The organism is Imbroritus primus, from assembly GCF_964332355.1.
Taxonomy (GTDB): domain Bacteria; phylum Pseudomonadota; class Gammaproteobacteria; order Burkholderiales; family Burkholderiaceae; genus Imbroritus; species Imbroritus primus.
On sequence record NZ_OZ201293.1, the window covers coordinates 2,944,404 to 2,958,300 of the forward strand.

The 13,897-nt window shown below is 63.7% G+C and carries 13 protein-coding genes; 3 read left to right on the plus strand and 10 right to left on the minus strand.

The window, feature by feature from the left end:
- Positions 1-66 precede the first annotated feature (66 nt).
- From msrQ to ACQ3C8_RS13565, 6 genes are all read right to left on the minus strand, one after another.
- Complete coding sequence (gene msrQ / locus ACQ3C8_RS13540) at positions 67-810, minus strand: protein-methionine-sulfoxide reductase heme-binding subunit MsrQ (protein WP_428851847.1); 744 nt, start codon at positions 808-810, stop codon at positions 67-69.
- The gene (gene msrP, locus ACQ3C8_RS13545) at positions 810-1,814 is read right to left on the minus strand and encodes a protein-methionine-sulfoxide reductase catalytic subunit MsrP (RefSeq protein ID WP_428851848.1); all 1,005 of its coding nucleotides are present in this window, start codon (positions 1,812-1,814) and stop codon (positions 810-812) included. Before msrP ends, msrQ begins: the two co-directional genes overlap by 1 nt.
- Positions 1,815-1,861: 47 nt before the next feature.
- Positions 1,862-2,293, minus strand: coding sequence for a COG4315 family predicted lipoprotein (locus ACQ3C8_RS13550; protein ID WP_428851849.1), 432 nt, complete (start codon positions 2,291-2,293; stop codon positions 1,862-1,864).
- 102 nt (positions 2,294-2,395) lie between these two features.
- Entirely contained in the window at positions 2,396-3,556 is a 1,161-nt protein-coding gene (gene ccsB, locus ACQ3C8_RS13555) for a c-type cytochrome biogenesis protein CcsB (RefSeq protein ID WP_428851850.1), read from the minus strand.
- A 7-nt stretch (positions 3,557-3,563) separates the two neighbouring features.
- Positions 3,564-5,720 (minus strand): cytochrome c biogenesis protein ResB, encoded by a 2,157-nt coding sequence (locus tag ACQ3C8_RS13560; protein ID WP_428853088.1) that lies wholly within the window; start codon positions 5,718-5,720, stop codon positions 3,564-3,566.
- A 146-nt stretch (positions 5,721-5,866) separates the two neighbouring features.
- Entirely contained in the window at positions 5,867-6,514 is a 648-nt protein-coding gene (locus ACQ3C8_RS13565; protein WP_009523878.1) for a c-type cytochrome, read from the minus strand.
- Positions 6,515-6,898: 384 nt separating this feature from the next.
- Between ACQ3C8_RS13565 and yihA the strand changes: the two genes are divergently transcribed.
- The 3 genes from yihA to ACQ3C8_RS13580 are packed head-to-tail and all read left to right on the plus strand — an operon-like array spanning position 6,899 to position 9,769.
- Positions 6,899-7,603: a ribosome biogenesis GTP-binding protein YihA/YsxC gene (yihA, locus tag ACQ3C8_RS13570; protein ID WP_428853089.1), complete on the plus strand. Its 705-nt coding sequence runs from the start codon at positions 6,899-6,901 to the stop codon at positions 7,601-7,603.
- A gap of 1 nt (position 7,604) precedes the next feature.
- Entirely contained in the window at positions 7,605-8,597 is a 993-nt protein-coding gene (gene hemB / locus ACQ3C8_RS13575) for a porphobilinogen synthase (protein WP_009523880.1), read from the plus strand.
- Positions 8,598-8,602: 5 nt separating this feature from the next.
- Positions 8,603-9,769 (plus strand): magnesium transporter CorA family protein, encoded by a 1,167-nt coding sequence (locus tag ACQ3C8_RS13580; RefSeq protein ID WP_428851851.1) that lies wholly within the window; start codon positions 8,603-8,605, stop codon positions 9,767-9,769.
- Between the two features lie 42 nt (positions 9,770-9,811).
- Here ACQ3C8_RS13580 and dsbD read toward each other — a convergent pair whose 3' ends face one another.
- From dsbD to ACQ3C8_RS13600, 4 genes are all read right to left on the minus strand, one after another.
- Positions 9,812-11,590, minus strand: a complete 1,779-nt coding sequence (gene dsbD, locus ACQ3C8_RS13585; protein WP_428853090.1) for a protein-disulfide reductase DsbD — start codon at positions 11,588-11,590, stop codon at positions 9,812-9,814.
- Between the two features lie 89 nt (positions 11,591-11,679).
- Entirely contained in the window at positions 11,680-12,063 is a 384-nt protein-coding gene (gene cutA, locus ACQ3C8_RS13590) for a divalent-cation tolerance protein CutA (protein ID WP_428851852.1), read from the minus strand.
- A 154-nt stretch (positions 12,064-12,217) separates the two neighbouring features.
- Complete coding sequence (gene rplQ, locus ACQ3C8_RS13595; RefSeq protein ID WP_009523884.1) at positions 12,218-12,613, minus strand: 50S ribosomal protein L17; 396 nt, start codon at positions 12,611-12,613, stop codon at positions 12,218-12,220.
- Positions 12,614-12,755: 142 nt separating this feature from the next.
- On the minus strand, positions 12,756-13,733 hold the full coding sequence (locus ACQ3C8_RS13600; protein ID WP_009523885.1) for a DNA-directed RNA polymerase subunit alpha: 978 nt from the start codon (positions 13,731-13,733) through the stop codon (positions 12,756-12,758).
- Positions 13,734-13,897 lie beyond the last annotated feature (164 nt).

Sequence of the window (13,897 nt, forward strand, 5' to 3'; positions counted from 1 at the left end):
GCGTCCCCGGTATGTGCGTACCTCAAGGGAGCCCTCCGGGACGCGCTTCAGCAGCACACGCCCGCGTCATGCATCAGACGATGATGCCCCCCGGTCTGCCGGCATCATTCGTACCGCTTCGCCGCCCGTGCTGTCACCAGCACCATCTTGCGTCTTGCCTGCCGGCTTTGCGGTCTGCACGCGCCGCCGCCACGCGCGCACCATGCGCGCCCCCAGCAGCACGGCCACGACAGCGGCGTAGATCGTCACTTCGCCAAAGTCATTCTTGCCGGCCTTGTGCCACCAATAATGCAGGATCGCCAAGACCGCCACGACGTAGACGAGGCGGTGGAGCATTTGCCAGCGACGCCCGCCAAGCCGCCGTACTACGGCATGCGGCGATGTCACAGCGAGGATCGCCATCAGCGCAAAGGCCGTGAACCCGGCCGTGATGAAGGGACGCTTGATCACGTCGGCAAGCATGGCTGACGGATCGAGCCCCTGGTCGACCACGAACCACAGCAGCATGTGCAGGCACGCATAGAAAAAGGCAAACAATCCGAGCAGCCGTCGCAACCGCACCAGCCAGTGCGCGCCGCTCCAGTGGCGTAGCGGCGTGATGGCTAGCGTCACACACAGCAGCACAAGCGCCCATGTGCCGGTCGAGCGCGTGACGAACTCGAGCGGGTTCGCACCGAAGCCGTCGTGCGCCCCCAGCCACACCAGTCGCGCCAGCGGCAGCAAGGCCAGCAGCCATACCAGCGCCTTGAGCCGGCGCAGCGCGGCGGGCGACAAGGCAGGAGCCAACAATGAAGCAGGCATGGCGCGCATCAATAGAATTTCTTCAGGTCCATGCCGGCATACAGGCTTGCGACCTGCTGCTCATAACCGTTGAACGGCAAGGTCTTCTGCTTCGGGGCGAACAGGCCGGCAAACCCGCCGCGACTGCCTTCGCCGATGCGGCGCTCGGTCGCCTGGCTCCAGCGCGGATGATCGACAGCCGGATTGACGTTGGAATAGAAGCCATATTCGCGCGGCGCGGCGCGGTTCCACGCCGTCAGCGGCTGTTTTTCGACCAGACGGATGCGGACGATCGACTTGGCGCTCTTGAAACCATATTTCCATGGCACCACGATCCGTACCGGCGCGCCATTCTGGTTGGGCAGGACTTCACCATACAGGCCGAAGGTCAGCAAGGTGAGTGGATGCATGGCCTCGTCCAGACGCAAACCCTCGACATAGGGCCAGTCCAGCACCGGGCTCGATACGCCCGGCATCTGCTTGCGGTCGGCCAGCGTTGTGAACTCGACATACTTGGCGGAACCGAGCGGTTCAACGCGCCGCAGCAGCTCGGCCAGCGAATAGCCGACCCACGGGATGACCATCGACCAGCCCTCAACGCAGCGCATGCGATACACACGTTCCTCGAGCGGCATGAGCTTGAGCAGCGCGTCGAGGTCATAGGTGCGCGGCTGGCGTACCATGCCTTCAACCCTGACGGTCCAGGGATTTGTTTGCAGCGTGCTCGCGTGCCGCGCTGGATCGCCCTTGTCGGTGCCGAACTCGTAGAAGTTGTTGTAAGTTGTCACGTCCTCGTAAGGCGTGCGTTTTTCCAGCGTGGTGTAGGCCGGATTGGCGCGCGCCGCCAGCTTCGCGCCGTGCGGCTGCTGGGCCGCGAGCGCCTGGCGTGCGAACCATGGCGTCAGCGTGGCGCCGGCGGCGCCGGCGGCCGCCATCGCCAGCAAGCTACGGCGCCGCTCGAACACTACACGCGGCGTAATCTCGGAGGCGGGAATGTCGTCGCCCCACGGCTTGTCATCTGTCTTGATCCACATCACATCGTCTCCCGGCAAGTCGCAGCATCCTGATGCGATACACCCGCTCAGGGACGCGCCACCCGCCACGCACCATTGACGCCATCGCCGGAACGCTCGCCCGGACGGCTGTCCTTGGCCCAGCGGTAGAGCGGCTTGCCCTTGTAGGCCAGTTGCAGACTGCGGTCATCACGTGACACGATACTGAAATCGCCCGGCGGAATGCCCGCCGCGGCAGGCAACGGCGGCCAGTTGGCGGCGCACTGCCCGTTGCAGGCGCTCTTACCGCTGCCGCGCACGTCGCGATCGAAGGTATAGAGCGTCATGCCGCGTGCATCGACCAGCGTACCCTGGCTGATCCGTACCGCCGCACCGCCGGGAATGTCGCTGCGCGGACGGGTGGTATCGGAAGACGGACCGCCCGGCCACCCGGCACATCCCGCCAGAACAAGCGCCCCGGCCGCGCCGGCAAGCTGGCCCATCACACGTTTGCTGATCATCTGCGCATCCTCCTGATTCTGATGGCGGCGCCACGATCATGGCGCCGGTATCCGGTTGGACTGCGGGCGCCAATAAAAATGCCCGCATCAGCGGGCATTTTTTTACAGTTCGCCGTAGCTATGCAAGCCGGACAGGAACATGTTCACGCCAAGGAAGGCAAAGGTCGTGACCAGTAGGCCAACTACCGCCCACCATGCGGAAACCACCCCGCGCAGCCCCTTCATGAGCCGCATATGCAGCCAGGCAGCGTAGTTGAGCCAGACGATCAAGGCCCAGGTTTCCTTCGGATCCCAGCTCCAGTAACCGCCCCAGGCTTCGGCTGCCCAGAGTGCGCCGAGGATGGTGGCGATGGTGAAAAATGCAAAGCCGACCGCGATTGACTTGTACATCACATCATCAAGCAGCTCCAGCGACGGAAGACGATTCGCCAGGATGCCTTTTTGCTTGAGCAGGTAGGCGCACCCCACCATCGCGGCGAGTGCGAAGGTGCCATAGCCGATGAAGTTGGCGGGCACGTGGATCTTCATCCACCAGCTTTGCAGCGCCGGTACCAGCGGCTGGATCTGGTGCGCGTCGCGGGTCACCATGTACCACAGCAGAAAGCCCACGGCGGCGCTGACGATCAGCATCACGAACGGTCCCAATGCGCGCGTGGCGTAGCGTTGCTCGTAATACAGGTAGAACAGCGCCGTGATCAGGCAAAACAGAATGAAGACTTCGTACAGGTTCGAGATCGGAATATGCCCGACATCGACGCCGACCAGGTAGGACTCGTACCAGCGCACCAGCATGCCGGTGAAACCGAGCACCACGCCCGCCCAGCAGAACTTGCTGGCGATGCTGTAGCCCGACTCCGCGCGCGCCGCGAGGCCAATCCAGTAGAACAGCGTGGAAAAGCCGAACAGGGCGCTCATCCACAGGATGGCCGACTGGCTCGACAGGAAGTATTTCAGGAAGAAGACCTGCTCAGCCCGCGCCAACTGGCCGTCGTACAGGTGGATCCCGTAGAGCGACAGCACTGCCAGCAGCGCCATGACCCAGCGCACCGGCTTCCAGTGCCAGCCCAGCCAGGCAAAGGTCGGGGCGCTCAGGACAAGGATGGCTTTCTCGTACACGTCCATGTAGTCCGCATAGCGGTGGAACGCAAAGGCCACGCCCGCGCACAACGCCACGGCATACAGCCAGTCGATCCAGTTCAGCCGACGGAAATAGGAGGCCTGCAGATACGGCGTACCGGGATGGTTCAGTTCAGATGATGACATGGGGAACTCACTTGTCTTGCTTGACATCGTCAGCCGCGGGCACGGACCCGGCCGCGTGCTGCACATCGGTTCGCATGCGGGCGAACTCGTCCTCGAAATCCAGCGTCTTGCGCGGGGTCGACATCGCCATCAGCACGGTCGAGCCATCGCCATCGCGGTCTTTCACCCACACCCAGAGCCGGCGCTCGCGGATATAGAACATGGCGAACACGCCCAGCGTCAGCAGCAGGCACCCAAGATACACGATGTTCTTGCCGGGCGCACGCGTGAGCTGGAAGACACTTGCCTCGACCTTTTCGAACTCGGTGAGCTGCAGGAATACCGGCGCGCCGTAGATCGACGCATCGGACAGGGCATTGATGGCCTGTTGCATGAACGTGCCGCTATGTTCATTCTGCACCGGCGCCGGCGCGCCGGCTTCGGCGCGCGCGAGCGCCCACAATTCCCACATGGTGCCGTTCAGGATCTTCAGCAGGACGTCGGCCGCCTTCTGCTGCTCCGCCGGCGGAACCGACTGCTCCAGGAAGGCAGCGACGCTGGTAAAGCCGCCGAGCGCACGGCCATCAGGCCCGGGGGTATCCGGGCCGGCAAACAGGTCCAGCGCACGGCGTGCGCTCTCGGTCAATTGTGCCCGCACGGCCTCCTGGCCGACATCGGGCATCGACATCGCGGCAAAGCGCTGGGCCGCCTTGAGACGCAAGGCTGGCTGGTGCAGCGCGGCGCGCAGGCGCATCCAGTCAACCACCGAACCCTGCTCGTCGGCCGGAATGCGCAGGTAGCGGAATGGGTCCGCCGGATTGTCGCGGACGCCCGCCAGGAAGACCTTCGCGCCGTCCATGTCAACCGGCAGCATGTAGTTGCTGAACTCGCGCGCCTGGCCGTTGGCATCGCGCAGCTTGTATTGCACGGAGGGCCCGACATTGCGCAGGTTCTTGTCGTGGTCCACCTTCGCTGCCGCGCCAAAGCGGTCACCGATCCGTTCGTTGAGCGGCCGCACGGCGACACCGCGCGCATCCTGCCGACCCGATGCATCCGTCACCGTTTCGACGTTGATCAGGCGAAAATCGCTGAACTCCACGGTATAGCGGGTGCCGCGCGGCCCCGTGAGTTCGGTATTGCCGCCCACGCTGCCGCTCAGCTTGAACGGCGCCGCCGTCCCGCCCTGCATCGGATAGCCGGCGAACGACAGCCGCGAACCGCCATCCTCGAAGCTCGACTGGTAGATGGCGATGTTGTCGACGATCAGCGGCTTGTTCACTTCGATGGTCGCTTCACGCGTCTTGCCGGTGGCATGGTCGGTAATGATCACATCACTGGCAAACAGCTTCGGCATGCCGGTGGAGTAATAGTCGACGCGGAATTTCTTCAGCGTGATGGAGAACGGCAGGTCCTGGACCAGCGCGCCATCGGCGATATTCAGGATCGCCGTCGACACCGTGCCGCCTTCCGGCACGAAGGCATTGCCGCGAAATCCTGGATTCTGCGTCGACAAGCGGTGCTTGGCGGGGATCTCGGCAATCACCGCGTTGCCGCGCACCGGTTCTTTATCACCGAGCCACATCTGCATGCGGATCAGCATGTCGCCATCGAGCAGCCCACCGATACAGATCACGACGATGGCGCTGTGCGCCAGGATGTAGCCGATCTTGTTGGTCGCCCCGGCCTTGGCGGCGATCAGCGTGCCGTTCGGATGCGCCACGGTACGCATGCGGAAACCACGGTTGGCCAGCAGTGCCTGCACACGCTCCAGCGCGGCCGTGCGGTTCAGGGGCGCGTCGAATTCATGGCGATGGCCGAAGGCCCGCAGGCTGCCCTCGCGAATGTTCTCTTTCCAGGCACGCATGTCGCGCACCATCTTGGGCGTGTTGCGCAGCAGGCAAAGCGACGTGGAGATAACCAGGAAAGCGAGGATCAGCAGGAACCACCACGCGCTGTAGACCCGCTGCAGCGACAGCGCATGAAACAGCTCGGCCCAGAAAGGCCCGAACTGGTTAACGTAGTTGTTGTACGGTTCGTTCTGCTTGAGCACCGTGCCGACGATGCTGGCAATGGAAATGATCGTCAGCAACGCGATGGCGAAACGCATCGACGACAGCAGTTCAACCAGTTCCCGCAGGACGCGGTGGGAAGTCTTCAGGTGCAGGCCCGAAGTGGAGACCGACATGGGGATACCTAAAACAAAAAAAGAGGGTGGACGCGTAGCCACCCTCTTTGATACTGGTCGGGGCGTTTGGTTGCGTTTGTTTCGCAGCCGGAGCGCCTGTTCAGGCACACCGATGTCCGGCGCCACCCGGACGGGGCGTCATGCCATCAACGCACGCCCGCGATGTAGTCCGACACTGCCTTGATTTCCGCATCGGACATCTTGGCGGCAATCTGCGCCATCGGCACGTTGTTGTGGCGGGCACCGCTACGGAAGGCCACCAGCTGTGCTTCCGTGTACTCAGCCCACTGGCCGCCGATGCGCGGATACTGGTTCGGAATGCCCGCGCCAGTCGCGCCATGGCAAGCCGCGCACGCCGGCACGCCCTTGGCCGCAATGCCGCCACGGAAAATCTTCTGGCCGAGTTCGACGGTCTTCGGATTTTTCGCCGAGTTCAGCTTCGGCTTCTGCTTTTCGAGGTAGGCTGCGATATCACGCATTTCCTGATCGCTCAGGGCCTTGGCATACGGCGTCATGATGGCGTTCTGGCGATCCTTGCCCGCAGCGAAATTCACCAGTTGCTTATGCAGGTAGGCGGCGTTCTGGCCGGCCAGGCTCGGGTTCGCGCCAGCCGGGCTGTTGCCGTTGGCGCCGTGGCAGCTCGCGCATGCCGGGACATTGCGATCAGCCGCGCCCTGGCCATAGAGGGTTTCGCCCTTGGCCGGATCGGCCTTGGCGGCAGCCGGATCGGCAGCATGGACAGTCGCCGCGAGGGACATTGCAGCGACAGCGAGGAGTTTCGCAATGCGGTTCATTCGCACACACCTTGTCTGAATTGTTTTGGATTCTGCTGCCATGGGGATCTCGTGCAGGCGCACCGCGAACGATGCGCCCGGCGCACTCGCCCGACCATGACCGGATTCCCTCGCGTGCCGGGGAAACATCCCAACCTTGCACCGCCGCCCCTCAACGCATGAAACATGGGCGGGGCGTTCGCGGGAAGGCACGCGCAGCCTGCGGGGACGGGAATCCGTTAACCGCGGTATTGTACAATAAAAAACTTGTCATTTTGAGGCTGCCAGGCCGCGCCTGATCCTCTGCGCAGGCCACCAGCCTACCCGTCCGGGGTGCAGGTGCCTCCCCAACGGGACCAGACCGCTTCCGGGCAGTCCCGCCACGCTCACTTTTCATGGCTCCGCATGTCGCTTCTTCATCAGGCCCGCTTCTTTACCACTGTTAATCATCTGCGCGACCTCCCCGCCACCGCGGTGCCAGAAGTGGCCTTCGCCGGCCGCTCGAATGCCGGCAAATCGACAGCCATCAACATCCTGTGCAACCAGAAACGGCTCGCCTTTTCGAGCAAAACGCCGGGCCGCACGCAGCACATCAACTTTTTCGAGGTCGGCACGGCCAAACGCGACCACACCTACGGCTACCTGGTCGACCTGCCAGGATACGGCTACGCCGAGGTACCCGGCGCGGCCAAGGCGCACTGGGAACGCCTGCTCGGCGACTACATCGCGACACGCGCCCAGCTCGCCGGCCTGGTGATTATGATGGACGCCCGCCGCCCGTTCACCGACCTGGATTGTCAGATGGTGGAGTGGTTTCTGCCTACGGGCAAACCGATCCACGTGCTGCTGACAAAAGCCGATAAACTGAGCAGCAACGAATCAGCGCAGGCGCTGCGCGAAGCGCGCCGGATCCTGGATGCCTACCGGCAGCAGGCGCCGGACGGCGCACCGCTCACCGCCCAGCTTTTTTCCAGCCTCAAGCGCAAGGGCATCGAGCCCGCGCAACAGGTGCTGGCCGGCTGGCTCGGCCTGCCAGAAGCTCGCAAGGAAGGGGATGCTGCCACGACGACGCCCCCTGCTTCGCCCAACCCGTCACACGAGAGAACCTGAGATGTCGATGTACCCGGAAACCCGTCCCCGCCGCATGCGCCGCGACGATTTTTCGCGCCGCCTGATGCGTGAACACCAACTGACGACCGACGACCTGATCTACCCGGTGTTCGTCACCGAGGGCGAGCAGCAGCGCGAGGCCGTGGGCTCGATGCCTGGTGTGGAGCGCGTCTCTCTCGATCTGCTGCTGGAGGTTGCGCAGGACTGCGTGAATCTCGGCATTCCGGTGATGGCGCTTTTCCCGGTCATCGACCCGGCACTGAAAACCCCTGACGGCATCGAAGCCGCCAACCCTGACGGCCTGATCCCGCGCGTCGTGCGTGCACTGAAGGCGCGCTTCCCCGAACTCGGCATCATGACCGACGTGGCGCTCGACCCGTATACCAGCCATGGCCAGGACGGCGTACTCGATGATGACGGCTACGTGCTGAACGACGAAACGGTCGCCATTCTCGTGCAGCAGGCGCTGACACAGGCCGCCGCCGGCGTCGACATCGTCGCCCCCTCGGACATGATGGATGGCCGCATCGGCGCGGTACGCCATGCGCTCGAGACGCATGGCCATATCTACACACGCATCATGGCCTACTCCGCCAAGTATGCGTCGGCCTTCTACGGTCCGTTCCGCGACGCGGTCGGCTCTGCCGCCAATCTCGGCAAGGGCAACAAGATGACCTACCAGATGGACCCGTCCAACACCGACGAGGCCCTGCGCGAAGTGGGCCTCGACATCGCCGAGGGCGCGGACATGGTGATGGTGAAACCGGGCATGCCGTATCTCGACGTGGTGCGCCGGGTCAAGGATGAATTCCGCTTCCCCACCTACGCCTACCAGGTGAGCGGCGAGTACGCGATGCTCAAGGCCGCTGCGCAGAATGGCTGGCTCGACCACGACAAAGTGATGATGGAATCGCTGCTGGCATTCAAGCGCGCCGGCGCCGATGGCATTCTCACCTACTTCGCGCGCGATGCCGCGCGCCTGCTGCGCAAGTAAGGGCCATGCTGCTGACGGGCTTCGCCACGGACCGTGCCCTGCCCCTCGAGTCGCTCGAGGCAGCGCACGCATTCCTGGACGGCCCACCTGCCGACAGCGAACATTTCGTCTGGATCGACAGCCAGTTCGATGAAGTGGTGAGCGACCCGGACGGCTGGCGCAAGACGATACAGACGCTGACCGGCGCGACCATTCTCGACCTGCACCTGCAGGATGCAACCAATCCAGCGCACCCCTCGTATTTCGATACGACCAATGTCTACGACATGGTGATCTTCCGCAAGCTCACCATGCAGACGACCGACCAGATCGTACAGGCGGAGACCGAGCACGCCGCTGCCCTACAGGCGCCACGCCAGCGGCGGAGCGCCGGGTTCGTACCGGCCCTCGCCAAAATCGATACGCAGCCCGTGGCGTTCTTTGTGTTCGATCATGTTCTCGTCACAGTGCGCCCTGGCCAGTCGCGCACGCTGGAACAGGTCCGCCGCCGGCTGCTGGAATTCACGCCCAATGGCCGGACCGCCTCGCACACGGTGGTGCACGGCATCCGCCCACCAACGCGGCCGGAAGACCTGATGCTGCGACTGCTGAATGCGATGGTCGATCGCTATCTCGAACTGCGCGCACCGCTGACGCGCCAGCTGGATCGCTGGCAGCGCGCGCTGCTGAATCCGCGTTATGGTTTTTCGGGATGGGAAGGGTTGCTGGATGCGCGCATCCAGCTGCGCAAGCTTGAGCACCTCTGCGAGGAACAGCGCGACGCGTTGCAGGAGTTCCGCGACACGTTGCTCGACAACACCTACAGCCGTACCAACGAAGCGCCTTCACCGCACGCCACGGATGACGCGCTGCTGGTCCGCATCAACGACGTCATGGAGCACGTGTCGCGCGTGCTGACGCATGCGCGCCGTCTCGAGGATTCCATCGAATCGGCGGTGCAAATCCATTTTTCCGCGGTGGCGCACCGCACCAACCGGACCATGCGGCTGCTGACGCTGATCACTGCACTGTTCATGCCATTGACGCTGATCACGGGCATCTTCGGCATGAATTTCGTGCGCATGCCGTGGATCGGAGAAGGCGACGGATTCTGGTGGGCCATGGGTCTGATGGCCGCGGTCATCGTGGTCCTCGGCGCCATCTTCAGCATCGCTCGCCTGTCACGCGACTAGCATACGCGCCGTCGCCCCTCAGACGTCCCTCAAACGCGCCGGTCAGGCGCCTGGCATCAGCCCGGCACGGGTCAGGCTCTCCACGAATTTGTCGGCCGACTGGAAGCCGATGACGCGCACCGGCAACTCCTTGCCATCCTTGCCGAAGAACAGTATCCCTGGCGGGCCGAACAGCTCGAAGCGCTTGAGCAGCGCTTTGTCATCCGCATTATTCTTCGTCACATCAGCCTGCAGCAACACGACATTGGACAACGCCTGCTGGACGCGCGGATCGACGAAGGTAAAGCGCTCCATCTCCTTGCAGCTAATGCACCAGTCTGCATAGAAATCGAGCATCACACTGCGGCCTTCACGGCTCGCGGCGGCAACGCGCGCCTCCAGCTCAGCCACCGTCCGCACACGCTCGAACACCACGCCATGCGGAACTGGTGTTCCTGCCCGCGACACACCGATATGCGCCAGCGGCTGCAAAGGGTCGCGTCCGCCCGAGGCCAATCCGAGAAGCAGCAATACACCGCAGACAGCCGCGATGATGCCCAGCCCCTTGCCCAGCCGATGGATGCCGCCAGCGCCTTCGCCGAGTGCATCGAAGGCGCCGAGGAAGGTCGCACCCAGCAGCAGCCAGGCCGCCCAGGCGATCATGCCGACCCAGGCGGGCGCCACCAGCGCCACCATCCAGATGGCCACGGCCAGCAGCAGAAAGCCAAAGAAGCGCTTGGTGTTCTCCATCCAGCGGCCGGCGCGCGGCAACAGGTTGCCCGCGCCAACACCGACCAGGACCAGCGGCACGCCCATGCCGAGGGCCATGGCAAACAGTGCGCTTCCGCCGATGATTGCATCGCCGGTCTGCGCGATATACGCCAGCACGCCGGCCAGCGGCGCGGTGACGCACGGACCGACGATCAGCGCGGACAACGCCCCCATGCCCGCTGCGCCGAGCAATTGTCCACCGGACTGGCGCTGCGATGCCGCCGTCAATGCCGCCTGCCAGCGTGCCGGCAGCTGCAGCTCATAGAGGCCAAACATGGACAGCGCCAGCGCCACCATCAGCGCAGCGAACAGACCAATGACCCATGGCTTCTGCAATGTGGCCGACAAGCCCTCGCCGAGCAGCCCGGCAGCGACGCCGATCGCGGTGTAGACCACCGCCATGCCAGCCACATAAGCCAGCGACACCCATAACGCACGCGCACGCGAGACGTGCTCGCCAACGACGATGGACGACAGGATCGGCACCATCGGCAGCACACACGGCGTAAAGGTCAGCAGCAAGCCCAGGCCGAAGAACAGCGCGGCGATGGTCAGCAGATTGCGGCTTGCCAGCGCACTGGCGATGCGGCTGGTCTCGTCTTCACCGGCCACAGACGCGGTTGGAGCCGCGCCCGGGGGCTCCGTCGTACCGGAGATAGCCGGCTCGGCCAGGAGCGTCGCCTTGCCATCCTGGATGGCATAGGATGTATCCATCGGTGGGTAGCAGATGCCCTTGTCGGCGCACCCCTGCGAGCGGATCGTCAAGGTGAAAGGCTGGCCCGGCGTCTCGACAGGGACACGGATCGCAACCTGGTCGTGGTACGTCTCGAGATCCTTTGCGAAGGTTTCGTCATACTTGACGATGCCCGGCGGATAGACCGGCGTACCGAGCCGTACGGTCTCAGGGGTCGCGGTGAACGCAAACTGCTCGCGGTACATGTAGTAGCCGCGGGCGATCGCGAAGGAAACTTCCACAGTCTTTGCATCCGGCACGCTGACCGAAGCCTTGAAGGCCTGTTCCGGCGGCAGAAACTCCTGTGCGGCTTGCGCGCCCCCTGCACATGCCAGCATCAGCAGGCACCACGCCAGAAAAGCCCGAATCTTGACTACCACACCCACCCCCGTCTTATCGTCATCGTATTGCGCATCAACCGGCCGGCTCACTCGCCAGCCGAATGCGGGTCGCAGGTGACCCGCACCCAGTCCAGATACGCGGCGGCGCCGGCAGCGACTGGCAATGCCAGGATCTCCGGCACATCGTAGGGATGATGCGCCATGATCAGCGTCTCGAGCGCGGCGTAGCGGCCCGCCGTGGTCTTGATCATCAACGGCCACTCCTGCGCGGTTTCCAGCCGATCTTCCCACCAGTACTCGGACCGGCTCGGCGCACCGCAGTTCACGCATGCCGCGACACGAGCCTCCAGGATGAGGCGGGCCAGACGCTGCGCTTCTGCCTCGCTGGGCAAGGTCGTGCAGACAACCCAGACCGCATCGGCATCTGTGGCGCGCCCCACTGGTGACCGTGCCTCATGCTGACGACCCATCGCGCAATCCCTCAAATAAAAAAGGCCAAGCGAATCGCTTGGCCTGATTGTAGGGCAACCGTGACCGGCGTGCCCGCCAGTGCGACATCCCACCCGTCACACTGGTCCATATTCCCGAGAAACTTCCGGAGAGGTTTCCCGAGGAATACGTGAATTATGCTTCGACAACTTCTGCCGGCTCATCCGCCACTTCCGGACGGTCCAGCAGCTCGACCAGCGCCATCGGCGCATTGTCACCCACACGGAAACCAAACTTCAGGATACGGGTGTAGCCGCCCGGACGGGTCGCAAAGCGCGGGCCGAGTTCGGTGAACAGCTTGGTGACCATTTCGCGGTCGCGCAGGCGGTTGAATGCGAGGCGCCGGTTGGCAACGGTGTCGTTCTTGCTCAGCGTGATGAGCGGCTCGACAACCTTGCGCAGCTCCTTGGCCTTCGGCAGGGTGGTCTTGATCAGCTCGTGGCGCAGCAGCGAGTTGGACATGTTGCGCAGCATCGCAAGGCGGTGCGACGAGGTGCGGTTCAGTTTCCGCAAACCATGACGGTGACGCATGATAGTTCCTTTACATTAAGTGTTTGACCAGCTCTTCTATCGACATGCCCTGGCATACAGGGACATGACGCGGGCCGGTATCTTGACCGGCCGGCCATCGCTGGCCGGCCACGCATCGTCTCGGGGACTCCCCGGCGACGAATTACTTCTCCAGGCCTGCCGGCGGCCAGTTTTCCAGCTTCATGCCGAGTGTGAGACCGCGCGAAGCCAGGACTTCCTTGATCTCGTTGAGCGACTTGCGACCCAGGTTCGGGGTCTTCAGCAGCTCGTTCTCGGTGCGCTGGATCAGATCGCCGATGTAGTAGATGTTCTCGGCCTTCAGGCAGTTCGCCGAACGGACCGTGAGCTCCAGATCATCAACCGGACGCAGCAGGATCGGATCAATCTGCGGCGCGCGGCTGGCCGCGGCTTCGCCAGCGGTTTCGGTGCCCTCGAGCGCAGCGAACACCGACAGCTGATCAACCAGGATGCGGGCCGACTGGCGGATCGCTTCTTCCGGGGAAATCACACCGTTGGTTTCGATGTTCATGACCAGCTTGTCGAGGTCGGTACGCTGTTCGACACGCGCCGACTCCACCGCGTACGACACGCGACGCACCGGCGAGAACGAGGCGTCCAGCACGATACGGCCAATCACCTTGCCCGATTCGTCGCCGAACTTGCGCACGTTGCCCGGCACGTAGCCGCGGCCCTGCTCGACCTTCAGCTGCATATCCAGCTTGCCGCCAGCGGACAGGTGGGCAATGACGTGATCCGGGTTGATGATCTCGACGTCGTGCGGCAGCTCGATATCGGCAGCCGTCACCACGCCTTCGCCATCCTTGCGCAGCGAGACGGTGACTTCTTCGCGGTTGTGGAGCTTGAACACCACGCCCTTGAGGTTCAGCAGCAGGTTGACGACGTCTTCCTGCACGCCGTCGATGGTCGAATACTCATGCACGACGCCAGCGATGGTCACTTCCGTCGGAGCGAAGCCGTTCATGGAGGAAAGCAGAACACGCCGCAGCGCATTGCCGAGCGTGTGGCCGTAACCGCGCTCGAACGGCTCCATCACGACTTTGGCGTGATGCTCGCCGAGCGACTCGACGGCAATAATTTTGGGCTTCAGGAGTGCTGTCATCGGTAGTCCTTTTCAATACCCTCGGCTCGTTACACCGATAAGGCTGACGGTTGGAACCTGAAATTCCCGTCCTGCGACGGGAAATAAGCCCGACGTGACCAGGCACATCGGGCTGGAAGGAGGAAGCGAGATGGACAGGAGCCGGGCGAGGCGCATGACTGCGA

Bases quoted from the DNA above. Each gene is read 5' to 3' on its own strand.
- ACQ3C8_RS13580 (WP_428851851.1), top strand. From the start codon at position 8,603: ATGCTGCTGACGGGCTTCGCCACGGACCGTGCCCTGCCCCTCGAGTCG.
- ACQ3C8_RS13600 (WP_009523885.1), bottom strand. From the start codon at position 13,733: ATGACAGCACTCCTGAAGCCCAAAATTATTGCCGTCGAGTCGCTCGGC.
- msrP (WP_428851848.1), bottom strand. From the start codon at position 1,814: ATGTGGATCAAGACAGATGACAAGCCGTGGGGCGACGACATTCCCGCC.
- hemB (WP_009523880.1), top strand. From the start codon at position 7,605: ATGTCGATGTACCCGGAAACCCGTCCCCGCCGCATGCGCCGCGACGAT.
- ccsB (WP_428851850.1), bottom strand. From the start codon at position 3,556: ATGTCATCATCTGAACTGAACCATCCCGGTACGCCGTATCTGCAGGCC.
- cutA (WP_428851852.1), bottom strand. From the start codon at position 12,063: ATGGGTCGTCAGCATGAGGCACGGTCACCAGTGGGGCGCGCCACAGAT.
- msrQ (WP_428851847.1), bottom strand. From the start codon at position 810: ATGCGCGCCATGCCTGCTTCATTGTTGGCTCCTGCCTTGTCGCCCGCC.
- dsbD (WP_428853090.1), bottom strand. From the start codon at position 11,590: ATGCTGGCATGTGCAGGGGGCGCGCAAGCCGCACAGGAGTTTCTGCCG.
- ACQ3C8_RS13560 (WP_428853088.1), bottom strand. From the start codon at position 5,720: ATGTCGGTCTCCACTTCGGGCCTGCACCTGAAGACTTCCCACCGCGTC.
- yihA (WP_428853089.1), top strand. From the start codon at position 6,899: ATGTCGCTTCTTCATCAGGCCCGCTTCTTTACCACTGTTAATCATCTG.
- ACQ3C8_RS13565 (WP_009523878.1), bottom strand. From the start codon at position 6,514: ATGAACCGCATTGCGAAACTCCTCGCTGTCGCTGCAATGTCCCTCGCG.
- ACQ3C8_RS13550 (WP_428851849.1), bottom strand. From the start codon at position 2,293: ATGATCAGCAAACGTGTGATGGGCCAGCTTGCCGGCGCGGCCGGGGCG.
- rplQ (WP_009523884.1), bottom strand. From the start codon at position 12,613: ATGCGTCACCGTCATGGTTTGCGGAAACTGAACCGCACCTCGTCGCAC.